The sequence below is a fragment of the Nonomuraea fuscirosea genome (assembly GCF_003001935.1).
Lineage (GTDB): Bacteria > Actinomycetota > Actinomycetes > Streptosporangiales > Streptosporangiaceae > Nonomuraea > Nonomuraea fuscirosea.
The window spans coordinates 34,332-59,363 of the sequence record NZ_PVNG01000029.1; the positions used below are offsets into that span (position 1 = coordinate 34,332).

Genomic DNA, 25,032 nt, shown 5'->3' on the forward strand with positions numbered 1-25,032 from the left:
AGCCCGTCCAGCCGCCCAGCGGTCTGACGTCCCAGCCCCCGAATCTCATGGCGGACCGCCTACCCTGCCCCGATACCCGAAAACCCGGCCCCGGCTCCGGCCAAAGTCGCGCCCCTCGACTACTTCGGCCCACTGCGGCACGCCGGGACCGGCCGAGAACCTGGGTGTCATGAGCGAACAGAGCACGCCACTGGCGCAGGGCAGATACGCCGGGTCCACCGCCGCAGAGCTGAGCGGGCGCGGCCGAGGCGCTCGGATGGCGGCCGGGGACGATCAGCGCGTCCTGTTCCCGCGCAACGGTCAGGTGACGCTGTACGGCGACCGTCTCGCGATAGGCGGCTGGGACGGCCGGGCCGATCTCGTCCTGCGCCTCCGCGAGGTGACCTCGGTGTGGAACGAGTACACCGACCTGTACGGACGTTTCGTGGGCGGACTGCTGAACTCCGGCAGGCCGCTGATCCTCGACACCGTCTCGCACGGCGAGATCTACCTGATGACCGACCACCGGCGAATCTTGGAAACCACGAACAACCGCACCTGGGCACGACTGCTGAAGACCTGGCTCGCCTCATGATCCGCCTGCCTGCCACCCCGATGGCCCGGGCGATGACCGCAATGTTGCCGCTGTCGCTGATCATGTCGGCGTGCGCGGCCACCCCACCGACCACCTCATCGGCCACCTCACCGGCCTCGTCGTCGGCCAGCTCACCCGCCAGCTCACCCGGCCACGCCCGCGGCCTCGTCGTCGGCCACGCGCGCGGACGGCCCGGTGGTGCGTACCAGGCTGGGGCGGGTGCGAGGCGTCGCCCGCGACAACGGCGCCCGGCGGCGCCCGGCGGCGGCCGGTCATGGTCTACCTGCACGGAGGGGCGTTCAGCTCCGGTGCCGGCGGCTACTTGGACGCCCGCCGCATGGCGGAGACCGGTGGCGTGATCGTGGTGACGGTCAACTCCCGGCTCGGCGTCTTCGGCTTCTTCGGCCACCCAGTTCCCCAAGGGTCGTCCCGGCGGCGCCGATCACGGCGCGGAGCTGCCCCTGCTCTTCGACATCGAGACCACCTCCATCACGCTCAGCCCGGTGCAACAGGCCCTGTCCGAGCGGATGATCGGCTACTGGGCCGCGTTCGCCGCGCACGCCGGCGGGGTTGCGCAGGAGCCCGTCGACCCCGTGCAGGAAGGTCTCGCCGATCAGCTCCGGGTCGAAGAGGCAGCCGGCCGCCATGGCGCCGTCCCGGAGCATGACAAAGTGCCGGCCGGCGGGCTCGGGCGGCGTGTGGCCGGCCTGCTCCAGCAGCCCGGTGACGGTTTCGAGGAACCACTGGCGGTGAGCGAGAACCGCCTGGTGGGCGGGATGCGCGGGGTCGGGGTATTCGGCCGCGGCGTTGAGGAAGGCACAGCCGCGGAATCCGGGGGACCGGATGTCACCGGCGATGGACCGGCCGATGGCCAGCAGGCTCTCCCCGGCCGGCCGCCCCTCGGCCAGAGCCCCGTTCACCTGGCCGCGGATCGCCTGGTCGACGCCGTCGAGGTAGGAGAGGACGAGCTCTTCCTTGCCGGGAAAATGCCGATAGAGGGTCGCCCTGGTCACCTGCGCTTCCGTGACGATCCGGTCGATGCCGACCGAGTGGATGCCCTCGGTGTAGAAGATCCTGGTCGCCGTCGCGAGCAGCCGCGACCGCGCTTCGGAGGTCCGGCTCAGCGGTTCACTTCGCCCCATGCGAACACTATACCGGATAGAACGTTCGGTCTCTATGTACGAAGGCTCCGGGCGGATATCCGGTTGCCGGGCGGGTGGACGATCTCGGAGAATCCCCTGTCGTGCGCACGGTGCGTACGGAAGAGGGGACAGGTGGCGATGCAGGCAGCGGAGCGCGAACGGGCGATGGCCGCGGCCATGGCGACCGCATCGTCACTCGGACTGGCGGCGGACGACGCGATCGTCCTGCACGACTCGAACAAGCTCGCCCTGCGCCTGCTGCCCTGTGACGTCCTGGCCAGGGTGGCGCCCGCGGCCGAGGGGACGATGGCCTCGTTCGAGATCGAGGTGGCGCGGCGGCTCGGCGAATGCGGCAGCCCGGTGGCCGCACTGGAGCCGCGGGCCGAGCCGCGCGTCCACGAACGCGACGGCTTCGTGATCACGCTGTGGACCTACTACGAGCCCGTGGGGTCCGGCGACGTCCCAGCGGCCGAGGTCGCCGACGCGCTCGCGCGGCTGCACGCCGGCATGCGCGCGGCGGACATCCCGGCGCGACGCTTCACGGAACGGATCGAGGAGGCCCAGGTCCTGGTGGCGGACCGCGACCGTTCCCCGGCGCTCGGCGACGACGACCGCGAAGTCCTCGCCGGCGCGTTGCGCGACCTGAGGCGGACGATCACCGAGCGCGGCGCCCCCGAGCAGTTCCTGCACGGCGAGCCGCACCCCGGCAACGTGCTCAGCACGAAGGACGGGCTGCTGTTCATCGACTTCGAGACGTGCTGCCGCGGGCCGGTCGAGTTCGACCTCGCGCATCAGCCCGAGGAGGTCGGCGAGCACTATCCGGACGTGGATCGGGAGCTGCTGCGCCAGTGCCGGATCCTCGTCCTGGCGATGATCACGGCGTGGCGCTGGGACCGCGCCGACCAGTTCCCTGACGGGCGGCGGCTGGGCACGGAGTGGCTCGGGCAGTTGCGGGCGGAGCTCGATCACACGGGCCCTTCCACCGCCTCCGGCTGATCCCGGGGCTTCGAGGTCGGCGCCGTTCGGGCGCCAGGGGAGGCGGCGCTGTACGTCAGTCGCGGGTCCGATGGACGATCGCCTTCCTCGACCGTCCGGGATGGACCACGACCAGGTGCCACTCGGTGGGCAGGATGGTGCGGAAGTTCTCCTCGGCCCGTGCGTAGACCCGCACCCGGTAGCGGCCCGGCCCCTCGATCGCCAGGTTGGGCAGGGGCCGCCCGGCGCCCTCCATGCCGCCCGGATCCACGGTGGGCATGACCAGGCGGCCGGTCCGGCTGGTGACCCCGACTTCGGCCACCTCCGTCCACCCCTTGAGCCGCAGCGGCGGAGCGTGGTCAAACGCCTTGACGGTCACGCAGACGTTCCCCTGGAGGATCGTGTCGACGCTCACCCCGGTTCCCTCGGCGGTGATCAGCCCGTGGGTCCGCCCGGTTCTGGGCTCGGCGTACGGGTCATCGCGGTCGGTGATGTGGTAGACGCCGCCCTCGGACGTGAACACCGCGGCCGTTCCCTGCCTGCGGCCCCGCGTCCTGGGCCAGGGGTCACGGCAGGTGGCGTTGCTCGCGGCGTAGTACTCGGCGTTCGCCTTCACCATATGGTCGTCGGAAGGCTCCTGGTCCGGGCCCCTGATGGCATCGGGGCACAGGAAGACGAGGGCCTCCTCCAGCCCGCGCAGGTTGATCGTCCGGTCCTCGCTGCGCAGCCAGTCCTCGGTCAGCCGCCAGTACGGCAGGGCGCACAATCTCCTGCCGTACGCGAGCAGCTCCGCGTCCGACTTGACGGCGGGGAACATGGGGCCGCCCGCGTCCCGTACCAGACAGAGGAAGGCGCGCTCCCGATGCTCCGCCCGCGTGTCGCCGAACCCCCGCTCTCGCTCCGTCCAGGCGGGGCAGCTCGCGTCATACGGCCGGTACGGGACGCGCGGATCCTCCTGGCCGCCGGCCAGACCCGCGAGCAGCACGAGCACCGCGACGGCGGCGATGGCGCGGTCCATGGGGGCAGCGTAGCGATCTTGCCCGACGTTTCCTGCAATTTCGTACCAAGTCCGCACATAGGGCGGACCAGCTCCCGGCGGGCTCAGTCGTGGGCGATGTGCATGAGCTGCCGCCACAACAGCACCACGAACACCGCGGACCCGGCGAAGGCGAACCAGAACGGCGCCGCCACCCCGAATGCCGTGGCCAGGGTGCCGCCGATCAGCGAGCCGACCACCAGACCGGCGTAGACACAGACGGTGTTGACGCTGCCCACCCGCCCCTGCAGCTCACTGGGAACCGCACGCTGGCGGATGGTGACCGAGGTCGTGCCCCAGATGAACGCGTGCGCGCCGAAGACCAGGAAGATCCCGCCGGCCACCCACGGCGAATGCGTCAGGGCCAGGCCGAGGTGGGTGAGCGTCTCGATGACGAGTCCGATCCGCATCAGGGCGCCGAGGCTCACCTTGCGGGTGATGTACCCGTACAGACCGGTGCCGATCAGGCCGCCGATCCCGCCGATGGTGGTCATCAGGCCGAAACCCACGGCGCCGAGGCCGAGCTGCTCCTGGGTGTAGAGGACGAGCACCGACCAGGCCGCGCCGAACGTGAAGTTGAAGATCAGGATGGTCAGCGCCAGCGTACGGACGGCGGCGTGCCGGATGGTCCACTTGAACCCGGCGATCAGCTCCCGGACGGCGTTGGGCGCCTGATCGCCGTCCGGCCGGACCCGCGGCGGCAGGGTGATCCGGAAGACCAGCACGATCCCGGCCAGCACCAGCAGCAACTGCCCGGCGAACGGCCAGGTCACGCCCAGCCCGAACAGCGCCGCGCCGAGCGGCGGGCCGGCCAGCTGGTTGAGCGTGATGAACCCGGTGCCCAGGCGGGCGTTGGCGATGACGAGATCGTCCCTGTCCACCAGCGTGGGCGTCAGCGTGCTCGTCGTGTTGTCGGCGAACACCTCGGCGATGGACCGCAGCGAGAGGGCCACCAGTGCCGTCGCCACCGTCACGGTGCCGGTCACCATGAGCGCGACGAGGGCCGCCAGCACCAGGGCGCGTGCCACGTTCGCGATGATCACGATCTTGCGCCGGTCGTACCGGTCGGACAGGACGCCCGCGTACAGGCCGAACAGCAGCGGCGGCCCCCAGCTGACCAGCGCCGACAGCGAGATCAGCAGCGGGTCGCGGGTCAGCGACGCGATCAGCAGCGGGCCCGCCGCGGCCGCGACTCCGTCACCGAGATTCGTCAGCCAGCTCGACGCCAGCAACCATCGGAATCCCGTCCCCAATCGAGCCGGCAGGACTCGCTCCACCACTGAGATCACGAGCGCAAGACTCTACGTTTCGAGAGCTATCGGGGGCAACGCGTTTTTCGCCCTGGTGTGGGAGCGGGCCGGCGAGCCACCGGTCAACTAGGCGCGGGTGCGTTCCAGCACGTCGATCTGGTGCCGGCGTTCCCGGATCACGTGTCCTTCCCGCGGATAGACGACGAACTCGTGCCCGCCACCGAACCGCCGCAGCGCCCGATGGAAGTACGTGGCCTGGCCGAGCGGCACGCCCGGACGCAGCGGCAGGACACCGTCCGCGACCGACCGCGCTGTCACCGTCTCGTCGGAGCCCATCGACACCGTTCCCAGTCCTCGACCGTGATGATCGGGGCAGAACCTATCGCCCGAGATCGTGCGGCGGATGAAGGCTGCGACGGGCGGAGATGAAAATCTGTGTTCGCCGTAGTAGACATTCGCGCGCTCGGGTACTAGAGTTTCTGACATCGCAAGGAACGGATCCACCGGGCAGCGGAAACACCGGCAACACGATGAACTGCCCGGAATGAGGATGAAGTCAGTTGGGTCAGGCAGAAGGTCGGACGTGAAGGGCCAGCGCGGTTGGTAAGGGCCCAGATCGTGGACGCGCTGCCGTTGATGTAAGTGGACGTCACGTCCAGAGGAATAGGGAAGGGAGTGTTGAACGCCATCGAAGGATCGCCCGTCGCCGGCTGACGTTCGCCGCACGGGTACCGCAGTTCCACAGGATTGGAAGGTGGTCTACGGTCACGCATCCGCGATCCCCGCATCGCCGCCGAACAGGGCGGCGGATGCGGATGACAACAAGCCGGCCCCAGGCCGGTAGATGGTGTTGAACCTCTTCGGGGCCCCGGCGCACATGGCGCCGGGGCCCCCTGTTGGTGTGAAGAAAGGTATTTATGGGTCAAGGGCACATACCCGGCGCCATGCAGGCTTCGCCCGCCGGCGCCGACGATGACGGTCTCAGCGGTGCGCCCAGCGCCGAGGACCGGTTCGACGATGACGACTACCCCGCCTACAGCATGGGCGCGGCGGCGGAGATGCTCGGCGTCACCCCGACGTTCCTGCGGGCCCTGGGCGCCGCCAAACTGATCGAGCCGAGACGCTCAAGCGGCGGCCACCGCCGCTACTCCCGCTACCAGCTGCGCCTGGCGGCCCGCGCCAGGGAGCTCGTCGACCAGGGCACACCCGTCGAGGCCGCCTGCCGGATCATCATCCTGGAGGACCAGCTCGCCGAGGCGCTGCGTATCAACGCCGCGTACGAACGGGAACGCCCGGCCGGAAACTGACCCCGCGACCGCCCCGCGCGGCGGGTCGCGGAGGCCGAGGTGACACCGGACGGATCAGGCATCGAACGCCCGCGTCAGCGGGCGCTCGTCGCGCGGGCCAGGAAGTCGCGGATCAGGCCTGCCACCTCGTCGCCCGCGCTCTCCAGCAGGAAGTGCCCGCCGTCCAGCAGGTGGATCTCCGCGTTCGGGACGTCCTGGGAGAACGCGCGGGCCCCGTCCGGCCCGAAGATCTCATCGCCCCTGCCCCACACGGCGAGCAGCGGCGGCTGGTTCGCCCGCAGGTAGGCGTGCAGCTCCTTGTACAGCGGCGGGTTGGTCGCGTAGTCGCGGAACAGCGCGAGCTGGATCGCGTCGTTGCCGGGACGGGACACCAGCGCGTGATCGTGGTGCCAGGTGTCGGGGCTGACCAGGCTCTCGTCCGGGACGCCGGTGAGGTACTGCCAGCGGATGGCGTCGAGGCTCAGCGCGGTGCGGATCGCGCGCTCGGTCTCGGGCGTCTGCTCCCGGTGGTAGTCCCACACGGTCTGCCAGAAGCCCGGCACGAAGCCGGCGTCGTACCCGTTGCCGTTCTGCGTGATGATCGCCGTGACGGCCTCAGGGTCGGCCAGGGCCAGCCGCCAGCCGATCGGGGCGCCGTAGTCCTGCACGTAGACGGCGTAGCGCCGCACGCCCAGCTGGTCGAGCAGGCCGGCGGTGAGGCCGGTGAGGGCGTCGAAGGTGTAGTCGAACTCGTCGGCCGGCGGGGCGTCCGACAGCCCGAACCCGAGGTGGTCGGGAGCGATGACGTGATAACGGTCGGCGAGCGCCGGAATCAGGTGGCGGAACATGAACGAGCTGGTCGGGTAGCCGTGCAGGAGCACGACGGCCGGCGCGTCCGCGGAACCGGCCTCCCGGTAGAACAGCCGCCGGCCCTGGACGGTGGCGTAGCGATGGTGAACGGCAGTCATGTCTAACTCCTACGACTCGTTTTGATGGTTAGACCAAAGCACGGCTTGGTGTAACCTGTCAAACAGACTTTGGAGGTTAGGTTTGTCATGGAGCTCGATGTCGACGAGAAGCTGCTGCTCGACCTGCTGAACACCACGCCCGTGCACGACGGGCAGCCGTCCGACCTGCTGGCCGACCGCGACGACGGGCTGCGCTGGCTCGCCGAGCACGGTCAGCCGGCCTCGGCGGAGGAGTGGCGCGCCGCGCGCGACGCCCGCGGGGTGCTCCAGGACGTCGTACGCGGCGACGCGCCCCCGGCCGCGCTCGCGCGCTTCGTCGAGGGCGTGCTGCGCCTGGCCTCGCTCGGCGAGGAGGGGATCGCGTGGACCCAGCGACTGCCGGAGGGCCGCGTCGCGGCGGCACGCGCCGTGCTGACCTGGGACGCGCTGCGCGTCTCCGGCCCGGGACGGCTGCGCGCCTGCGCCAACGACGAGTGCCGGCTCTTCCTGATCGACCACAGCAGGCCGAACAACGCCCGCTGGTGCTCGATGGCCGGCTGCGGCAACCGCATGAAGGCCCGCCGGCACTACCAGCGCACCCGGCAGGCCAGGACGGACGGATAGCGGCGGCGGCCGGTCGGCGGCGCTCAGCGGCGGCTCACAGCACCTTGAGCAGCCGCCCGGCCAGTTCCGCCGCCGAGGCGGGGTTCTGCCCGGTGAACAGGTTGCCGTCGACCACCGTGTACGGCTGCCACATCTCGCCCTTGGCGAAGTCCACGCCGAGGGCGACGAGTTCGTCCTCCAGCAGCCAGCGCGCCTTCGGCGCCAGCCCGACCGCGTTCTCCTCCTCGTTGGTGAACCCGGTCACCCGGCGGCCGGCGAACGGCGACCGGCCGTGGATCCGGGTGGCCAGCATCGCGGCCGGGGCGTGGCAGACGATGGCCAGCGGCCTGCCGGAGGCAAGCGCCGCCGTCAGCAGCCGGCCGGCGTCCGCGTCCTGCCACAGGTCCTCCATGGGGCCGTGGCCGCCGGGCAGGTAGACGGCGTCGTAGTCGTCCAGCCGGACGTCGGGCAGCCTGAGCGGCCGCCGCAGCACCTCCGCCGAGCGGATCGTCTCCTCCAGGTCGAGTGCCGCCTGCGCGCCGCCGGCCATGTCGGGCCGCAGGCTCATCATGTCCACGTACGGCACCACCCCGCCCGGAGTGGCGACCACGATCTCGTGCCCGGCATCGGTGAGCGCACGGTACGGGGCCGCGAACTCCTCGGCCCAGTATCCCGTCGCGTGCCTGGTGCCGTCCTTGAGCGTCCAGTACGCCGTACCGGTCATCACGAACAGAAGCTTCGCCATGGGACTTCCCCTCTGCGTGAAGTGACATCCCGCGGGAGGTCACCCGAAGCCGACGACCACGCTCCGGTGTCGGATCATTGCGGATGCGAAAATCGCCGTACACATCTCAAATTAGCGATAAGCACCACAAATCAGACAAAATTGCATGTAAATCTCGGTTTCCTGAGAAGGCCCCCTTGGCGAGCGCGGCCGGTCGCCGTGACGTGGAGCGTCGTCCCGTCGTGATCTGGGACCAGCATGATCATCGCCGTGAAACACGTGATCTTATGCATCGTCGCCGGCGGCGTCGTCCTGGCGACCGGCACGCCGGCGCTGGCCGCCCCCAAAGACCCGCTCGCCGCCCTGCGCGCCCAGCTCTCGCCCGGCAGAGGCGTGACGCTCAAGCAGAAGACCGTCGGCAGGTCGCCCTCCACCCTGGCCCGCTCCGGGCGGGTGCAGTTCGACCGGCGCGGCATCGCCGCCTCCGACCTCACCGGCAAGCTGAGCGTGCCCGGCGGCGACGGCGCGGAACAGGACGACGGCGGCCAGGCCGCGGCGCTCACCAAGCCGGAGCGCACCCTGCGCGTCGGCCGCACCTCCTACGTCAAGGGCGGCCCCGTCGGCGCGGCCCTGCCCGAGGGCAGATCCTGGTTCAAGCAGTCGCCGGGCTGGACGTGCGGCATGACCGCCATGTACGGCGACTTCGTCAACGCCGCCGAGCCGAGCACCCTCAAGGCGCTGCTGGCCCGTTCCACCCGTAAGGGGACGACGTACACGGGCAGCATGAGCGTCAAGGACTTGCGCCGCGTCTCGGCGTGGACCAGGGACACCCTGTGGTGGCAGCTCGCCGCCGGCGTCAAGGTGCACTGGACGCTCGTGGTGAGCCGGTCCGGCCTGCCCCGTACGCTGACCACCAAGCTGGCCAGTGCGAAGGTCGGCATGAGCGCGACCGGGATGAAGACCACCTACTCCGGCTGGGGCGCCAGGGTGTCCATCAAGGCGCCGCCCAGGTCGGCGGTGACCACGAAACTGGACCCGGAGAAGGGAGGCCTCCGCCTGCCTCCCGCCCCCAAGCGCTGACGGCTCTCCGCCTGGACGGTGGAAACCCGGGGAGACCCCGTCCAGGCTCAGACCCATGGTCAGCGGCAGTTGCCCCAGCTGTCGCGGGCGCCCTCGGCCAGCGGGCCGCCGTGGCCGCCGCGTGAACGTGGCCCGGCCGTGCCAGGCGGACTTGAGCGTCACCACGCCGGGGCCGCGGTGAGGCCGATCGCGGCGGTGGCGAACAGGAGAGTGCATGCGCTCGCGTTGACGATCTTCCTGAGCGGACGTCGAGCGAGTGCCGACATCGGAATTCCTCCTCGAGTGGTCGTACCGGGACGCCCGGCGAGTCGCGGACATCCCGGAGGTGGATGCCGTGGGCCTAAGCCGCTCCGGCCGCGTGGGCAAACCACGGTGCCTACCCCGTCGAAACGGCCCAAACATCCCCAGGTGAGGCGCCGTGGTAGTGCCAGGTGTACCTCCAGGTCTCGCCCGCGCGCCCGTGTGCGCGGGCCCGGCCGGCACTTGGATGGTCGGCATGACAGACACACGTTCGATTCCCGGCCGTTGGGTCGAAGGCGCCGGCGCGGTGCTGGGGCCCCTGCTGCTCATCGCGGCGGTCCTCACCCGGATCGGCGCGGACGACTTCTTCCCCGGCCAGCTCGCCGCCTACGCCGCCGATCCGGGACGGATGGCCGTGTCGTACGGGCTGTTCGCCGCCGGCGTGGTGCTGCTCTGGCCGGCCGTCACGGCGCTGGCCCGGCGCATCGCCGTGACGCGTCCCGGCTGGGCCGGGTGGGGCGCCACGCTGGTCGTGCTCGGGCTGTTCGGGCGGATCTTCCACGCCGGCGTGAGCCACCTGGCGTTCCAGCTGGTGGACGAACTCGGGCTGGAGGCGGCGCGGCGGGCCGTCGCGGACACCTACGGCGCCTTCCACGTCTTCAAGGCGGCCTCCGTCTGCATCATGGCCGGCTGGATCGTGCTCGCCGCCGGCGCCTTCCGCGCCAGGGTGTTCGGCGCGGGCCCGCTCGGCGTGGCCAGGTGCGGGGCGCTGGCGCTGGGGTGCGCGCTGCCGCTGGGCGTGCTGAAGGGCAGCAGCGATCCGATCTCGCTGCTCGCCCTGGCCGGGCTCGCCGCCGCCCTGGTGCCCTTCGGGCTCGGGCTGCTGCGCAACGGCCCGGCCCCTCGCTGGTGGGCCGTCGCCCTCACCGTCGCGCTGGTGCCGGGCGCGTACGTCGTCGGCATGCTCGGCTGACCGCCGGCGACGGCCTGCACCGATGGTCCGTTCGTCGAGCGGTGGGAGAGTGGTGGGCATGCGGGTGTCGATGACGAGCGTCGCGGCGCGGGCCGGCCGCGTCAACGAGGACTTCACCGGCGCGGTCCCGGCCGGAGCGGTGCTGGTCGACGGCGCCGGCATCCCCGGCGGGGAGGCGACCTGCCGTCACGGCGTCGCCTGGTACGCCTCCCGCCTGGGCGGCGCCCTCCTCGCCCTCCTCGCGCCAGGGCCGGGCCGCGACCTGCGCGACCTGCTCGCCGAGGCCATCGAGCGGGTGACGGACGCCCACCGCGTCACCTGCGACGTCGCCGACCCCATCGGCCCGTCGGCGACCGTCGCCATGCTGCGCGTGTCCGGCGGCGTCCTCGATCATCTGGTGCTCGGCGACTGCTATCTCGTGCTCGACCGGGCGGACGGCGCCCCGGTCGTCGTCACCGACCCGCGCGAGGTGGTCATCAGCCGCTCGTACGTGCCCGCCCTGGAGGTCGCGGGCCAGGGAACCGACGAATACCAGCGGATATTGGGCGAACTGCGCGCCCACCGGAACGCGCCGGGTGGTTTCTGGCTGGCCAAGGACGACCCGCGGGCGGCCGGCGAGGCGGTCACCGGGAGCCGTCCGATCTCGGAGCTGTCCGGCGCCGTCCTGCTCAGCAACGGCGCCGCCCGCATCGCCGGCGAGCTTGAGTCGATCGGCTGGCCGGAGGTCCTGGCCGTCCTGGCGTCGAGCGGGCCCGCTGAGATCATCCGCCGCGTCCGGCGGGCGGAGGCCCGTCACGCGGTCCGGCCGGACGACGCGACGATCGCCCACTGCACCGGCCTGGACGAGGCATGAAGGCCACCGGCGCGAGGGGCTCAGGCCAGGTCGAGCGCGAAGGGCTCAGGCGAGGTCGGCGGCCAGGGGCGGGACGAGCGCGGCGACGGCCTCCGCCACGCTGTCGTGGATGTCCAGGGTGTCCCAGACGCCGGTGATCCGGAGGAGCCGGGCCGGCCGCTCCTGTACGGAGACTAGGTGCAGGCTGCCCGCCCCCGCCAGGACCTCGGCCCGCACCCGCAGCAGCACGTGCAGCCCACTGCTGTCCATGAAGGTGACCCCGTGCAGATCCAGGATCAGCGGCCGGCCGGGCCGCAGCGCGCCGGCGATGGCGGACTCCAGGCGGTCGGCGTTGGTGGCGTCGATCTCACCCGCCACGGTGACGAGCACACCGACGGGGGAGGGGTGGCAGGTCACGCTGAGCGCGGTAGGCATGGCCGCTGCCCTCAGCATGTCGGCGAGTGCGAGGTTGACGGGCATGAGGGGTCCCTGGGGGAGTAGGTCGGCTTGATGCGGACGGCCTTTCACCGTCACTGTCGAGAGTACGCCCGAACTATGTTACAGGAAAGAGGATTCGTCAATTTCAGGTGAGGTAATGCTAGAGGTGCACCTCACCACCGTCCACGACCAGGTCGGCGCCGAGGAAGAAGGCGGACTGGTCGGAGGCGAGGAAGGCCACCACATTGGCGACCTCCTCCGGGCGGCCGATCCGGCCGAGCGGGACGGCCTTGGTGAACCGCGCCTTGGCGCCGGCGTCCCCGCCGGCCACGCCGTCGAGCCCGGGGGTGTCGATGGTGCCGGGGGAGATCGCGTTGACCCGGATGCCGCGGTCCTTGAGCTCGTTGGCCCAGGTCCTGGCGAAGGAGCGGATGGCCGCCTTGGATGCCGCGTACGCGCCGAACGCCGCGACGCCGTCGCCGGCCCGGACCGAGGAGTTGAGTATCACCGACGCGCCGTCGTTGAGCAGCGGCAGCGCCTTCTGCACCGTGAACAGGGTGCCGCGGACGTTGGCGGAGAAGATCCGGTCCAGGTGCTCCCCGGTGGTCTGCTCCAGGGTCGCGAACGAGGCGGCGGCGGCGTTGGCGAACAGCACGTCCAGGCCCCGGCCCCGGTCCGCGACGGCGGCGTAGAGCCGGTCCAGGTCGCCCGGCGCCGCGATGTCGCCGGGCACGGCCGTCACCGCCGCCGGGCCCAGGCTCTCCACCACCGCGTCGAGGACGGTCTTCCTGCGCCCGGTGATGAACACGTGCGCGCCCTCGGCCGCCAGTCGCCGGGCCGCGGCCAGGCCGATGCCCGTGCCGCCGCCGGTGACGACGGCGGTCTTGTTCTCCAGCTGTCCCATGGCTTTCACCTCATCAGATTTATGCATCGATCGGTACGGAATGCGACGATAGCAGTTCCGCACCGTCCGGTACAAAAAGCGGTAGACTCGGCCGCATGGAAACGCAGGGGAAGGCGCCGATCGGCCGGCCACGCGGCTTCGACCCGGACGAGGCGCTCGACCGGGCCATGCGCGTCTTCTGGGCGCAGGGTTACGAGGGCGCCAGCCTCACCGACCTGACCAGGGCCATGGGCATCAGCCGCACCAGCATGTACGCCGCCTTCGGCAGCAAGGAGGACCTGTTCCACCTGGCCCTGCGGCGCTACAGCGACGGCCCCGCCGCGTACGTCTTCCGGGCCCTGGAGCAGCCGGCCGCGCGGCAGGTCGCCGCCGCGTTCCTCGGCGGCGCGGTCGAGGCCACCACCCGTCCCGACTGTCCCGCCGGCTGCTTCGGCGTCCAGGGTTCGCTGGCGGCGGGCGAGCCGGGGCGGGCCGCCCGCGACACGCTGGCGGCCTGGCGCGACAACGGCGTCGCGCTGCTCAGGGAACGGTTCCAGCGGGCCGTGGACGAGGGCGACCTGCCCGCCGGGTCCGATCCGGGGCTGCTCGCCCGCTACCTCATGACCGTGGCCAACGGCATCGCCGTCCAGGCCGCCGGCGGCGCCGCCCGCGAGGAGCTCCAGTCGGTGGCCGACCTGTCCCTGCGGCAGTGGCCGCCCGCCTGAGGGCTTCTTGGAGCGTTCCACTTCACTCTGTTTTGACACTTTCTATGGGTAACCGCTATCTATTGGCCAACCGTTAGGGGGTGTCATGCAGGACGCGGTGCTGGCGATGCTCGCCAAGGAGCCGTCGCACGGCTACGAGCTGCACGCGCGGCTGCGGCGCAGCCTCGGCCCGCTGGGCGAGTCGATGAACCGGGGGCAGATCTACGTCACGCTGGCCCGGCTGGAGCGAGCGGGCCTGGTGACCTCCGAGCGCGAGGACGGCCTGCCCGAGCGGCCCGAGCGCAAGGTCCACGCGCTGACCCCGGCCGGGCAGCAGCGGGTGACCGCCTGGCTGGCCGAGGTGGGCTGGCCGAAACCCGACCTGGCGGAGTTCCATCTCAAGCTCGCCGCCGCCGCGGCGGGACGGCTGGCCGACCCGGTGGAACTGATCGCGGCGCAGCGCCGCGAGCTGCTGCGCCGCCTGCGCGAGGCGCAGCAGGCGGCGCTGGCCGAACCGGCGGAACCAGGACCGGCGGAACCAGGACCGGCGGAATCAGGGCCGGCGGGGCCGGGGGCCGGGCTGCTGCTGGAAGGGGTCATGCTCCGGCTGCGCGCCGACCTGCGCTGGCTGGACGCCTGCGAACGGGCCTGGTCCAGGGCCGACGACGAGATCGAGGGTGGATGAACGGGTCGAGTGCCGCCGCGGTCGTGACCCGCGGCCTGGTGAAGCAGCACGGTCAGGGGCACGGCGGGGTCCGCGCGGTCGACGAGATCGACCTGGAGGTGCCCCAGGGGCAGACGCTCGCGGTCATGGGCCCCAGCGGCTGCGGCAAGTCCACACTGCTGCACCTGCTGGGCGGCCTGGAGCGGCCCGACGGCGGCGAGGTGTGGCTGGCCGGGCGGCGCATCGACACGCTGAGCGAACGAGCCCTGGCGCGCATGCGCCGCCGGTCGGTGGGATTCGTCTTCCAGGGCTTCCACCTGATGGAGGAGCTGACCGCGGCCGAGAACGTGGAACTCCCCGCGCTGCTGGCCGGCCGCTCGCGCCGCCAGGCCAGACGGCGCGCGGGACGGCTGCTGGACCAGGTCGGGCTCACCGCCCGCGCCCGGCACCTGCCCTCCCAGCTGTCGGGCGGGCAGCGCCAGCGGGTCGCCGTCGCCCGCGCCCTGGTCAACGATCCCCTGGTCGTCCTGGCCGACGAGCCCACCGGCAACCTCGACACCGCGGCCACCCACGACGTGCTGCGGATCTTCGGGGAGCTGCGGTCCGCCGGGCAGACGTTCGTGATCGTCACCCACGACGAGCGGGTGGCCGCCACGGCGGACCGGCTGATCTCGATGCGCGACGGGATGTTCGTCGACGACCTCAGGATGGCCGCCGCCCGCCCGCGCGGGCTCGGCGGGCTGATCGGGCTGGGGGACTGAACGTCATGGGCTCCCTCGTGCTCGTCCCGCGCCTGGTCCTGGCCGACGTGCGCCGGCACCGGCTCCAGGCGGCGATGCTGCTGCTCGCGGTGACCGTGGCCACCGCCACGATGGCCCTCGGCCTGTCGCTGAACGGCGTCAGCGACGCGCTGTACGAGCAGACCCGCGCGGCCACTGCCGGACCGGACGTGGTGGTGCTCTCCGGCGAGCCGGGTCCCGCCGCGACCTCGGCCCTGTCCTCCCTGGCGCGGGCCCCCGAGGTCACCGCCCACCACGGCCCCTACCGCATCGTCTACGCCGACCTGGCCGTGCACGGCCGCACCTCCAACGTGGTGGTGCACGGCTTCGCCGAGAAGCCGGGCGCGGTCAACCGCCCGCTCACGACCTCGGGCCACTGGGTACGCCCCGGCGGCACCGTACTCGAACGCGGCTTCGCCACCGCGCTCGGCGTCGGCGTCGGCGACCGCGTCACCATCGCCGGCCGCTCGTACCCCGTCGTCGGGATCGCCGTCACCGCGGCCACCTCCGTCTACCCCGGCGCGGCCCAGATCGGCCCCGGCGGCGCGGGCAGCGACTACAGCGGCCTGGCCTGGATGACCCGGCCGGACGCCAAGGCGCTGGCCTCGGCCCATGACCTGCCGGTGACCGTCGCCCTCGACCTCGCGCTGCGCGACCCCGCCCGCGCCGACGCCTTCCGCGAGGCCCACCGCGACCCCGATCTGCGGCTCACCTTCCGCTCCTGGCGGTTCACCGCCGCCCAGGATCTGAACCTGCTCAAGGACAGCCAGCCGATCCTCATCGTCGGAAGCTGGCTGATCGGCTTCCTGGCGATCACCGGGGTGGCGGCGCTGGCCGCCGGGCGCGCCGCCGAGCAGACACGCAGGGCCGGGCTGCTCAAGGCCGTCGGCGCCGGCCCCGGCCTGATCGCCACCGTGCTGCTCACCGAATACCTGGCCCTGGCGCTGGCCGGCGACGCGCTGGGGCTGCTGATCGCCCAGCTGAGCGTGCCCGCCATCGCCAGCCCCACCGACAGCCGGATCGGCGACGCGGCCGGGCCGGGCACCGCCGCCGTCGTCACCGCGACGCTGCTCGCCGTGGCGGTGGCGGTGCTGTCCACGCTGCGCCCGACGCTGCGGGCCAGGCGCACGGCGACCGTCACGGCGCTGACCGCCACCGCCCATCGGCCCCGCCACCGTCCCCGGCTCACCGCGCTGTCCGCGCTGCTGCCCACGCCGCTCCTGCTCGGGCTGCGGCTGACCGCCCGCCGGCCGGGCCGCGCCGTGCTGCAGGCGTGCTCCACCGCCACCACAGTGATCGCGATCGTCGCCCTGCTCACCCTCCACGCCCAGACGGAGCGGGGGTACGGCCTGGGCGGCTCCTCCGTCCTGCCCAACCTGCGGGGCGAGCACGACCGCCGGCTCATGCTCGCCGTCGCCGTCCTGCTCATCACGCTCGCCGTGGTGAACACCGTCACGTTCACCTGGACCACCGCCATGGAGGCCGAGGCGAACATGGCCGTCGCGCGCACGCTCGGCGCCACCCCCGGCCAGATCACGGCCGGGCTGTCGGCCGCGCAGCTCCTGCCCACCCTGCCCGGCGCCGTCCTCGGCGTCCCGCTGGGCGACGGCCTGCTCTCCCTCTTCGCCGCCAGGAACGCGGTGCAGGCGCCCTCGTCCTGGCTGCTCGCGGCGGTGCTCGCGACCCTCGTGGCCACGGCCGCGCTCACCGCCCTGCCCGCCCGCCTGGCGGCCCGCCGCCCCGTGGCGCGGGCACTCAGCGCGGAAGCCGCCTGACCGCCGCACGCGCACAGGGCAGGGCGGGCCCAGGGGATGAACCCGGGATCGCTGGGTATGCAGCATTCATCCCGGTGAGGAGAACGCACTGATCGATGATGATCCGTGCCCTCACCCCCGTTCGTCGCCGGTGACCGAGCCTGATCGGACTGAGCCCGATCGGATTGAGCCCGATACGACTGGGCCTGATGGGACGGAGCCTGATGTGACGACGACCAGACCCGGCGACCGGCCGCCGTCCCCCTCGTTCAGCTGACGCGGGTGCCGGGCGATGGACCTGTCGGACCGCGAACGCCGGATCCTGGGCGAGATCGAACAGGAACTCCGCCGCGGCGACCGTGCCTTCGTCCGCCGCATCGAGTCGCTCAACGCCGCCTGCCGCCGGACAGGGGCGCAACGCTACGCCGCCCACACCACCTGGCGCGAGCTCTGTTGCGTGCTGCTGCTGGCCCTCGCCCTGGCCGCGCTGGCCGTGCTCCTGGTCCTGTCCGCCGGCGGCGCCCGCGCTCCCGCGCCGCCGCGCGTGCCCGCGCCGAGCCACGCCCTGGCACCGATGCCCGCGCTCAGGCCCGTCTCCCGCGCCCGCTCGGACTCCGCGTGCACCCATGAGCGGAACCGGGCGGAAACCGGGGCATGCCGTGATCCTTACCGAATGCGGAGCTTTCGGCGAGAGCGGGCAGAGGTTCGTCCGGGAAGTCTCGGGTAGGCGGGCGGACCGCGGTTTTCCGGACGAGCGCGAAGGAGCGCATGCACATGACCTTCAATCCGTTGCGGGAACGAGGCATCCCGCTGGACAAGCAGCTACGGAACTGGCGCGAGCTGAACGTCGTCCCGATCGATCCCGATCACGCCGATCCGTACACCAGGTGCCGGATCATCACGATGAACGGGATCGAGGTGGAGGCGATCATGTTCAGCCACCACCTGGCCCGCCACTGCCCGGATCTGGAGATCAAGCAGCAACTGGCCCGGGTGCGCTACATCGAGGCGCAGCAGCAGAAGGTGGTCAACTGGCTGCTGCCCGGGGTGTCCTCGGTGCTGGAGACCACGATCGCCTACGAGCAGGTGGCCGTCGACCTGACCGCCTGGGTGGCGCGGATGGAGCCGGACTCCTACCTCAAGCAGGCCTACCAGTTCGGCGTGCTGGAGGACTTCGACCACCTCTACCGGTACGCCAACCTGTACGAGATGATCGAGCACCGCAAGGCGGAGAAGATCGTCGACGGGCTGACCGAGGTGATGCCGGGCCGGCCGACGTACCTGCATCACCGCAACCCCATCGACAACGTGCGCGAGCCCTACGACCGCTCCAGCACGGCGCCGATCTCCAAGCTGCACGCGCTGACGATCATGTCGGCCGAGCAGCAGACGATGAACTTCTACATGAACGTCGGCCCGACCGCGATGGAGCCGATCGCCCGGCAGCTGTACCAGGAGATCGGGCTGATCGAGGAGGAGCACGTCACCCACTACGAGTCGCTGGTCGACCCGGGCGAGAGCTGGTGGGAGATGCTGCTCAACCACGAGTACAACGAGTGCTACCTGTACCACTCGTTCATGGAGACCGAGTCCGACCCCAAGGTCAAGGCGATCTGGGAGCTGCACCTGAACATGGAGCTGGAGCACCTGCGCCTGGCCGCCGAGCTGTTCAAGCGGCTCGACGGCCGCGACCCGGAGCAGGTCTGCGCGCCGGAGCTGCCGGCGCCGGTGACGTTCGAGCCGAACAAGGCCTATCTGCGTGAGCTGCTGTCCACCCAGATCGACATCACCACGCTGGGCACCGGTTACGTGCAGGAGGCCCACGAACGCTTCGAGAAGATGCAGGAAGCCCTCATGGGCGGCGAAGTGGCCCCCTCGGAGCGGGTCATCGACGACAACCGGGCCGTCTCCGGTCACGAGTACCGGCTGCAGACCGAGGGCGAGCACCCGGTCCACAGCCTGGCCGCCAACCGCTGACCCAGCCGGCCCCGACCCGCCTCCCCGCCCGGGAGGCGGCGTCCCGGTGATCATCGCCATCTCAGCACGCACGGGAAACGCCGGTTCGCGGCTCTGACAAGGGGGGTTGTCCGAGCCGCGGGGCCGTCGCGCGGAAGGTCACGCATGAGCACACCGCCGAGATTCATCAGCGGGCCGAGCAGGTATCTCGACGACCGCCTGGGGGCGGCCGGCTTCTTCAAGCGCAACCTGCGCAAGATCTTCCCGGACCACTGGACGTTCCTGCTGGGCGAGATCGCGCTCTACTCGTTCATCATCCTGCTGCTGACTGGAACGTTCCTCACCTTCTGGTTCGAGCCGGGCATGGGGCACGTGGTGTACGACGGCTCGTACGCTCCGCTCCAAGGCGTGGAGATGTCCGACGCGTACGCCTCGGCGCTGCGGATCAGCTTCGACGTGCGCGGCGGCCTGCTGATCCGGCAGATCCACCACTGGGCCGCGCTGCTGTTCACCGCCGGCCTGGTCGTGCACATGCTGCGGATCTTCTTCACCGGCGCCTACCGCAGACCGCGCGAGATCAACTGGCTGATCGGCATCGCGCTGTTCGCGCTGTCGCTGTTCGAGGGGCTCACCGGCTACTCGCTGCCCGACGACCTGCTGTCGGGCGCGGGCCTGCGCATCACCCAGGGCGTGCTGCTGTCGATCCCGCTGATCGGCACGTACCTGTCGTTCTTCCTCTTCGGCGGCGAGTATCCCGGCGAGGACGTCATCCCGCGCTTCTTCACGCTGCACATCCTGCTGATCCCGGGCATCCTGCTGGCGCTGATCACCGCGCACCTCGTGCTGATGTGGGTGCAGAAGCACACGCAGATGCCGGGCAAGGGGCGCACGGAGAAGAACGTGGTGGGCGCCCCGCTGCTGCCGGCCTTCATGGCCAAGTCGGGGGCGTACCTGATGTTCACGGCCGCCGTCACGGCCGGGCTCGCGACCTTCACCCAGATCAACCCGATCTGGCTGTTCGGCCCCTACACCCCGGCCGACATCTCCGCCGGCTCCCAGCCGGACTGGTACATGGGCTTCCTGGAAGGCTCGCTGCGGCTCATGCCGTCCTGGGAGATCAACCTCTTCGGCACCGCCCACGCCGGCACGGTGCCGCTGAGCGTGCTCATCCCGGCGCTGCTGCCCCTGGGGCTGATCATCACCGGGCTGGTGCTCTTCCCGTTCCTGGAACAGTGGGTCACCGGCGACCGGCGCGAGCACCACATCGCCGACCGCCCGCGCAACAACCCGCACCGCACCGCGATCGGCATCACCGCCATCACCTTCTACGGCCTGCTCTGGCTGATGGGCGCCAACGACCTGATCGCGGCCAACTTCCACGTCAGCCTCAACTGGACGACGTACATCGGGCGGGTGCTGATCTTCCTCGGCCCGGCCCTCGCCTACCTGATCACCTACCGGATGTGCCTGGGCCTGCAGCGCTCCGACGCCGCCACGATCGGCCACGGCGTCGAGTCGGGCGTGATCAAGCGCCTGCCGCACGGCGAGTTCGTCGAGATCCACGCGGCGCCATCGGAGGACATCGAAGCCCACCTGGAGGGCAAGACCCCGGTGCCGATGCTGCCGGGCAGCACCCAGGACGGGGCCGGCGTCCCGCCGAAGACCGCCAGGGGCCCGCTCGGCCGGCTCCGCCTCAAGATGAGCCGCGCCTACGGCGGGGAGAAGATCCCCCTGGACGGCGAGCACGACGGGCACCACGACGGCGAGCACGCCAGATCGGGCCCGCCCGCGAAGACCTCACGCGACTGACGCCCGGAGCCGGGGCCTCGTCCGCGCCGGATTGCCGGGGCGGACGAGGGGCAGGTGGGCGGGATGAGAGCTCCACCGTCGCCCCGTGTCGGGCTTCCGGTGATGTACCACCGGTGGGAGCGGATGACGTTCGTCCACTGGCGCTACCGGCCGGAGCAGGTGCAGGCGCTGCTGCCCGCGCAGCTGTCGGTGGAGAGCTTCGACGGCGCGGCCTGGGTGGGGCTCACTCCGTTCCTCATGCGCGGGGTACGGGTGCCGGGCACCCCCGCGCTGCCGTGGCTGTCCACGTTCCCCGAGACGAACCTGCGCACCTATGTACGGGACGCGCGAGGACGTACCGGCATCTGGTTCTTCTCCCTGGACGCCGGCCGCCTGCCCGCCACACTCGGTGGCCGGGCCGGCTACGGGCTGCCCTACTTCTGGTCCGGAATGTCGGTGGAGGCGAGGAACGGCCGCACTGACTACCGGTGCCGCCGGCGACTGCCGGGGCCGGCGGGTGCGCGGTGCGACGCGCGGGTCGAGATCGGCGTGCCGCTGCTGGAGCGGGAACGCGACGAGCTCGCCCACTTCCTGACCGCCCGGTTCCGGCTGTTCAGCATCGTGGCCGGACGGCTGGCCGCCGCGCGGGTGGAACACCCGCCGTGGCCGCTGCACCACGCCCATCTCGACGGCCTGGACCAGAATCTGGTCCAGGCCGCGGGCCTGCCGGCTCCCGCGGGGCGGCCCGCGCTGCACGCCTCGCCCGGGGTGCCGGTCAGGGTGGGCATGTGGAGCTGGTGACCGCCGGAAGCGCGCGCCGTACATCTTCTCCCGCCGCCCGCTCCTTGTTATGGGCCGCCATTCCGGGGCAATCGGGTTCAGGCCGACACATATGCCACGCAACGTATTGCCCTGACGACGGGTCGTACAGCCCAAGCGACGACGATCATGAGGACGACGTATGCACACCGACAAGTACGCCCGCGCGCTCGGGTGGGTCAGTCTCGCGTTGGGAGCGGCGCAACTGACGATGCCCCGCACGATCACCCGCCTGAGCGGCCTGGACGACGCCCCGGCCGCCGCGACGATCACCCGGCTGGTGGGCGGGCGTGAGCTGCTGCACGCGGCCATGCTGCTGGGCGGCCGCAGCCCCGCTCAGTGGGCGTGGACGAGGGTCGCGGGCGACACGATGGACCTGGCCCTGCTCGGCGGGGCGATGCGGAACCGCGAGGGCGCCCGGCGCCGCCGGGCGGGCGCCGCGCTGGCGGTGGTGAGCGCCCTCACCGCGCTCGACACCGTGTGCGCCGCCGGCGCCCGCAGGCGGCCGCAGGGCCCTGCGGAAGTGCGGGCCTCGATCACGGTCAACCGGCCCAGGGACGAGGTCTACCGGTTCTGGCGGGACCTGGAGAACCTGCCGGCGTTCATGATCCACCTGGAGTCGGTGCGCGAGCTCGACGAGCGCCGCTCGCGCTGGCAGGCCAAGGGCCTCGTCTGGGAGGCCGAGATCACGGACGAGCGGGCCGGCGAGCACCTCGTGTGGGGTTCGGCGCGCGGCTCCGGCGTCGAGGCCGGCGGCGCCGTCACCTTCACCGACGGGCCAGGAGGCCGCGGCACGGTCGTGGACGTCGTCCTGCGCTTCGGCATGCCGGGCGGCGTGCTCGGCGCCGCCGTCGCGCGGCTCATCGGCGAGCATCCCGAGCAGCAGATCCGCGACGACCTGCGCCGCTTCAAGCAGATCATGGAGACCGGCGAGGTGCTGCGCTCGGAGGGCAGCCCCGAGGGCACCTACGCCGTCCGCCAGCGCGGGCAGCGCCCCGCCCAGCCCGTGGGAGGCCGGCCATGAAGGCCAACTGTTTCGCCGGTCGCAACACCGTCGAGGTCAGGGACGTCCCCGACCCGCGCATCCTCAACGCCCGCGACGCCATCGTGCGCGTCTCGTCCACGGCGATCTGCGGCTCCGACCTCCATCTGCTGGACGGCTACATCCCGACCGTCAAGCGAGGCGACATCCTCGGCCACGAGTTCATGGGCGAGGTCGTCGAGGTCGGTCCGGCGGTGACGAAGCTCAAGGCCGGCGATCGCGTGGTCGTGCCGTTCCCGATCGCCTGCGGCGCCTGCTTCGCCTGCGAGGCGGACCTCTACTCGCTCTGCGAGAATTCCAATCCCAACGCCGGCATGGCCGAGAAGCTCATGGGCCACAGCCCGGCCGGCATCTTCGGCTACTCCCACATGCTGGGCGGTTTCGCCGGCGGGCAGGCCGAGTACGCGCGCGTGCCGTTCGCCGACGTCGGCCCGATCAAGATCGAGGACGACCTGCCGGACGAGAAGGTGCTGTTCCTTTCCGACGTCCTGCCGACGGGCTTCATGGGCGCCGACATGTGCGACATCAAGCCCGGCGACACGATCGCCGTCTGGGGCGCGGGAGCCGTGGGGCTGCTCGCCGTGGCCAGCGCCTTCCTGCTGGGAGCCGAGCGGGTCATCTGCGTCGACCGCTACGGCTACCGGCTCAGGAAGGCCCAGGGACTCGGCGCTGAGGTCCTCGACTACAGCCAGGCCGACGTGCTGGACGCGCTGCGCGACATGACCGGCGGGCGCGGCCCGGACGCCTGTGTCGACGCCGTCGGCATGGAGGCGCACCACCCCACGCCCGCCATGTACGCCTACGACCGCGCCAAACAGGCCACCCGCCTGGAGACCGACCGGCCGTACGCGCTGCGCGAGGCCATCATGGCCTGCCGCAACGGCGGCGTCGTCTCCGTCATCGGCGTCTACGGCGGCATGGTGGACAAGTTCCCGATGGGTTCGGTGATGAACCGGTCGCTGACCATCCGGACCGGGCAGTGTCACGTCCAGCGCTACCTGGAACCGCTGCTGGGCCGGATCCGCGAGGGCGCGATCGACCCGAGCCTCGTCGTCTCGCACACGCTGCCGCTGGCCGACGCGCCACGCGCCTTCGAGATGTTCAAGCACAAACAGGACGAGTGCACCAAGGTCGTGCTCAAGCCCTGACCGCCGGAACGATCCGCGGCCGGGCGGCCTCGTCTCCGCCGCGCGGCGGTGGCGGCGTCGGCCGATCAGGTGGGACAGGGCGTGTAGAGCGCCCGGGTGCCGGTGGGGTAGGCGGTGGCGTCGGTGAAGCGGCAGCCGTAGGCGGGGGCGGCCAGCGTGGCGGGGGTGGTCACGTCGTCGCCCGCGGGCCGCCGGCCGGTGCGCTGCCAGCGTACGAGGTCGTCCCAGGCCGCGCCGGCCTCGGCCGCGCTGAACTCGCAGTGCCCCGCCGTGCGGATCGCCCGCTGCACCAGCAGCCCGGACCGGCCGTGCGCGGCCACGTCGGCGCGATAGTACTGCTCCATCGAGAACGGCACGAAGTTGTCGCCCAGGCCGTGCAGCGACAGCACGGGCACGTCGATCCGGCCCGAGACGGCGGGCACCGCGGTCAGCGCCCGCGTGCGGCGGGCCACCGGATCCGCCGGATCCACCCGCTGGACGGTCGCGTTGACGTTCACGGGCGTGGCGGGCCGGTAGACGGTGCCGCGGTTGGTCGCCACCCTGCCGGGCTCCTCCGCCAGGCCGCCGCCCTCGTCCGGCCCGGCCAGCCCGAACAGGAAGTCCTGCCAGTACGCGAACGCCGCCGCGGCCCCGGGACGCTCCCCGCCGCCGAGGCCGACGACGATCGAGCGGAACTGCCCGCCGAGCTCACCGGACGGATCGGCCCCGCCGGTGAGCCCCAGCCGCTCCTTGATCCGGGGCACGACCGAGGTCGTGTAGTCGGCCGGGATCGGATAGGCGGGCACGTCGGCCAGGTCCTGCGCGACGAGGTGGAAGTCGAGGAAGAAGTCGAACAGCTCGTGGTCGCCGAGCACCCCGCACATGGGCAGCGCGGCGGCGTACCGGCCGGGGTACTGCTCGATGGAGCGGGCGGTGACGTGACCGCCCATCGACACGCCCATGAGGTACGTCCGGCGCGGCCGGCCCACCGTCCGCGCGAAGCGTTCGGTGAGCGCGTGCGTGCTGAGCACGCCCGAGCGCACGTCGTACCCGTTGGCGTAGTAGGAGGAGGCGGCCCAGGCGTAGCCCTGGTCGAGCAGCCGCTGCCGCAGCCCGTAGGCGGGCTCGTCCACGGTGAGCACCCGCGTGTCGCCGCGGTAACCGTGCGCCCACATCACCAGGTCGCCGTTCCAGCGCGGCGGCACCTCGGCGGTGAAGGCGGCGTGCTCGTGCACGCCCTGGTGGACCCGGCTGGGCCGGCCGCCCACGAGCGCCGGAGCCAGGGGCGGGTTGTCGATGGTGTACCCCGGTAAGGGCCGGTCGCCGGGGGTCGCCGACGCGGCGGACGGGGGCAAAACCACGCACATCGCGGCGGCCAGGACGACCGCGAGGGGGGAACGCATCGGCCGTCACCCT

At 71.8% G+C, this 25,032-nt stretch carries 26 protein-coding genes and 1 pseudogene; 18 read left to right on the top strand and 9 right to left on the bottom strand.

Going from position 1 to position 25,032, the window contains the following annotated elements:
• Window positions 1-169 precede the first annotated feature (169 nt).
• Both B0I32_RS47860 and B0I32_RS61875 read left to right on the top strand, forming a co-directional pair.
• Complete coding sequence (locus B0I32_RS47860) at window positions 170-574, top strand: hypothetical protein (RefSeq protein ID WP_146178571.1); 405 nt, start codon at window positions 170-172, stop codon at window positions 572-574.
• A gap of 274 nt (window positions 575-848) precedes the next feature.
• A pseudogene (locus B0I32_RS61875) lies at window positions 849-920 on the top strand (hypothetical protein); the annotation flags it as partial.
• A gap of 25 nt (window positions 921-945) precedes the next feature.
• Here the strand turns inward: B0I32_RS61875 and B0I32_RS47865 are convergent.
• Window positions 946-1,716 carry a TetR/AcrR family transcriptional regulator gene (locus B0I32_RS47865; RefSeq protein ID WP_106251150.1) on the bottom strand — a complete coding sequence of 257 codons (771 nt, stop codon included), beginning with the start codon at window positions 1,714-1,716 and terminating at the stop codon, window positions 946-948.
• A 138-nt stretch (window positions 1,717-1,854) separates the two neighbouring features.
• On the opposite strand from B0I32_RS47865, the gene B0I32_RS47870 reads away from it, so the two are divergent.
• Complete coding sequence (locus tag B0I32_RS47870; RefSeq protein WP_106251341.1) at window positions 1,855-2,712, top strand: phosphotransferase family protein; 858 nt, start codon at window positions 1,855-1,857, stop codon at window positions 2,710-2,712.
• A gap of 55 nt (window positions 2,713-2,767) precedes the next feature.
• On the opposite strand, the gene B0I32_RS47875 is transcribed toward B0I32_RS47870, so the two are convergent.
• From B0I32_RS47875 to B0I32_RS47885, 3 genes are all read right to left on the bottom strand, one after another.
• Complete coding sequence (locus B0I32_RS47875; protein ID WP_106251151.1) at window positions 2,768-3,709, bottom strand: hypothetical protein; 942 nt, start codon at window positions 3,707-3,709, stop codon at window positions 2,768-2,770.
• An 83-nt stretch (window positions 3,710-3,792) separates the two neighbouring features.
• Window positions 3,793-4,959 carry an MFS transporter gene (locus B0I32_RS47880; RefSeq protein ID WP_219912392.1) on the bottom strand — a complete coding sequence of 389 codons (1,167 nt, stop codon included), beginning with the start codon at window positions 4,957-4,959 and terminating at the stop codon, window positions 3,793-3,795.
• Between the two features lie 144 nt (window positions 4,960-5,103).
• Window positions 5,104-5,319, bottom strand: a complete 216-nt coding sequence (locus B0I32_RS47885; protein ID WP_219912393.1) for an alpha/beta hydrolase — start codon at window positions 5,317-5,319, stop codon at window positions 5,104-5,106.
• Window positions 5,320-5,921: 602 nt separating this feature from the next.
• On the opposite strand from B0I32_RS47885, the gene B0I32_RS47890 reads away from it, so the two are divergent.
• On the top strand, window positions 5,922-6,284 hold the full coding sequence (locus B0I32_RS47890) for a helix-turn-helix domain-containing protein (protein WP_106251156.1): 363 nt from the start codon (window positions 5,922-5,924) through the stop codon (window positions 6,282-6,284).
• Window positions 6,285-6,358: 74 nt separating this feature from the next.
• Here the strand turns inward: B0I32_RS47890 and B0I32_RS47895 are convergent, their stop codons facing one another.
• Window positions 6,359-7,231: an alpha/beta fold hydrolase gene (locus tag B0I32_RS47895; protein WP_106251158.1), complete on the bottom strand. Its 873-nt coding sequence runs from the start codon at window positions 7,229-7,231 to the stop codon at window positions 6,359-6,361.
• 87 nt (window positions 7,232-7,318) lie between these two features.
• On the opposite strand from B0I32_RS47895, the gene B0I32_RS47900 reads away from it, so the two are divergent.
• Window positions 7,319-7,834 carry a CGNR zinc finger domain-containing protein gene (locus B0I32_RS47900; RefSeq protein ID WP_106251159.1) on the top strand — a complete coding sequence of 172 codons (516 nt, stop codon included), beginning with the start codon at window positions 7,319-7,321 and terminating at the stop codon, window positions 7,832-7,834.
• A 34-nt stretch (window positions 7,835-7,868) separates the two neighbouring features.
• On the opposite strand, the gene B0I32_RS47905 is transcribed toward B0I32_RS47900, so the two are convergent.
• A complete protein-coding gene (locus tag B0I32_RS47905) occupies window positions 7,869-8,558 on the bottom strand; it encodes a type 1 glutamine amidotransferase domain-containing protein (protein ID WP_106251161.1) in 690 nt (229 codons plus the stop codon).
• A 249-nt stretch (window positions 8,559-8,807) separates the two neighbouring features.
• Here B0I32_RS47905 and B0I32_RS47910 point away from each other — a divergent pair, with 249 nt between their 5' ends.
• The 3 genes from B0I32_RS47910 (at window position 8,808) to B0I32_RS47920 (ending at window position 11,683) form a co-directional block, all read left to right on the top strand.
• A complete protein-coding gene (locus tag B0I32_RS47910; RefSeq protein WP_146178572.1) occupies window positions 8,808-9,617 on the top strand; it encodes a hypothetical protein in 810 nt (269 codons plus the stop codon).
• Between the two features lie 496 nt (window positions 9,618-10,113).
• Window positions 10,114-10,830 (top strand): hypothetical protein, encoded by a 717-nt coding sequence (locus tag B0I32_RS58395; protein WP_245956618.1) that lies wholly within the window; start codon window positions 10,114-10,116, stop codon window positions 10,828-10,830.
• Window positions 10,831-10,888: 58 nt separating this feature from the next.
• A complete protein-coding gene (locus tag B0I32_RS47920; protein ID WP_219912394.1) occupies window positions 10,889-11,683 on the top strand; it encodes a protein phosphatase 2C domain-containing protein in 795 nt (264 codons plus the stop codon).
• Between the two features lie 45 nt (window positions 11,684-11,728).
• Here the strand turns inward: B0I32_RS47920 and B0I32_RS47925 are convergent, their stop codons facing one another.
• Both B0I32_RS47925 and B0I32_RS47930 read right to left on the bottom strand, forming a co-directional pair.
• On the bottom strand, window positions 11,729-12,142 hold the full coding sequence (locus B0I32_RS47925; RefSeq protein ID WP_106251164.1) for an STAS domain-containing protein: 414 nt from the start codon (window positions 12,140-12,142) through the stop codon (window positions 11,729-11,731).
• 118 nt (window positions 12,143-12,260) lie between these two features.
• Window positions 12,261-13,004, bottom strand: a complete 744-nt coding sequence (locus B0I32_RS47930; protein WP_106251166.1) for an SDR family NAD(P)-dependent oxidoreductase — start codon at window positions 13,002-13,004, stop codon at window positions 12,261-12,263.
• Window positions 13,005-13,099: 95 nt separating this feature from the next.
• Between B0I32_RS47930 and B0I32_RS47935 the strand changes: the two genes are divergently transcribed.
• From B0I32_RS47935 to B0I32_RS47980, 10 genes are all read left to right on the top strand, one after another.
• On the top strand, window positions 13,100-13,708 hold the full coding sequence (locus B0I32_RS47935) for a TetR/AcrR family transcriptional regulator (RefSeq protein WP_106251168.1): 609 nt from the start codon (window positions 13,100-13,102) through the stop codon (window positions 13,706-13,708).
• Window positions 13,709-13,793: 85 nt separating this feature from the next.
• The gene (locus B0I32_RS47940; RefSeq protein ID WP_106251169.1) at window positions 13,794-14,372 is read left to right on the top strand and encodes a PadR family transcriptional regulator; all 579 of its coding nucleotides are present in this window, start codon (window positions 13,794-13,796) and stop codon (window positions 14,370-14,372) included.
• Window positions 14,369-15,112 carry an ABC transporter ATP-binding protein gene (locus B0I32_RS47945; protein WP_106251171.1) on the top strand — a complete coding sequence of 248 codons (744 nt, stop codon included), beginning with the start codon at window positions 14,369-14,371 and terminating at the stop codon, window positions 15,110-15,112. Before B0I32_RS47940 ends, B0I32_RS47945 begins: the two co-directional genes overlap by 4 nt.
• A 5-nt stretch (window positions 15,113-15,117) precedes the next feature.
• On the top strand, window positions 15,118-16,905 hold the full coding sequence (locus B0I32_RS47950; RefSeq protein WP_106251172.1) for an FtsX-like permease family protein: 1,788 nt from the start codon (window positions 15,118-15,120) through the stop codon (window positions 16,903-16,905).
• A gap of 271 nt (window positions 16,906-17,176) precedes the next feature.
• Complete coding sequence (locus tag B0I32_RS47955; protein ID WP_106251174.1) at window positions 17,177-17,611, top strand: DUF3040 domain-containing protein; 435 nt, start codon at window positions 17,177-17,179, stop codon at window positions 17,609-17,611.
• Between the two features lie 47 nt (window positions 17,612-17,658).
• Complete coding sequence (locus tag B0I32_RS47960; RefSeq protein WP_106251344.1) at window positions 17,659-18,861, top strand: ferritin-like domain-containing protein; 1,203 nt, start codon at window positions 17,659-17,661, stop codon at window positions 18,859-18,861.
• A 144-nt stretch (window positions 18,862-19,005) separates the two neighbouring features.
• Entirely contained in the window at window positions 19,006-20,649 is a 1,644-nt protein-coding gene (gene qcrB, locus B0I32_RS47965) for a cytochrome bc1 complex cytochrome b subunit (RefSeq protein ID WP_106251176.1), read from the top strand.
• Window positions 20,650-20,712: 63 nt separating this feature from the next.
• Complete coding sequence (locus tag B0I32_RS47970) at window positions 20,713-21,429, top strand: YqjF family protein (protein ID WP_106251178.1); 717 nt, start codon at window positions 20,713-20,715, stop codon at window positions 21,427-21,429.
• 160 nt (window positions 21,430-21,589) lie between these two features.
• Window positions 21,590-22,471 (top strand): SRPBCC family protein, encoded by an 882-nt coding sequence (locus B0I32_RS47975; RefSeq protein WP_106251180.1) that lies wholly within the window; start codon window positions 21,590-21,592, stop codon window positions 22,469-22,471.
• Window positions 22,468-23,637, top strand: a complete 1,170-nt coding sequence (locus tag B0I32_RS47980) for a zinc-dependent alcohol dehydrogenase (RefSeq protein WP_106251181.1) — start codon at window positions 22,468-22,470, stop codon at window positions 23,635-23,637. The genes B0I32_RS47975 and B0I32_RS47980 overlap by 4 nt, the downstream gene beginning before the upstream one ends.
• A 65-nt stretch (window positions 23,638-23,702) precedes the next feature.
• Here B0I32_RS47980 and B0I32_RS47985 read toward each other — a convergent pair whose 3' ends face one another.
• Entirely contained in the window at window positions 23,703-25,019 is a 1,317-nt protein-coding gene (locus B0I32_RS47985) for a hypothetical protein (protein WP_106251183.1), read from the bottom strand.
• Window positions 25,020-25,032 lie beyond the last annotated feature (13 nt).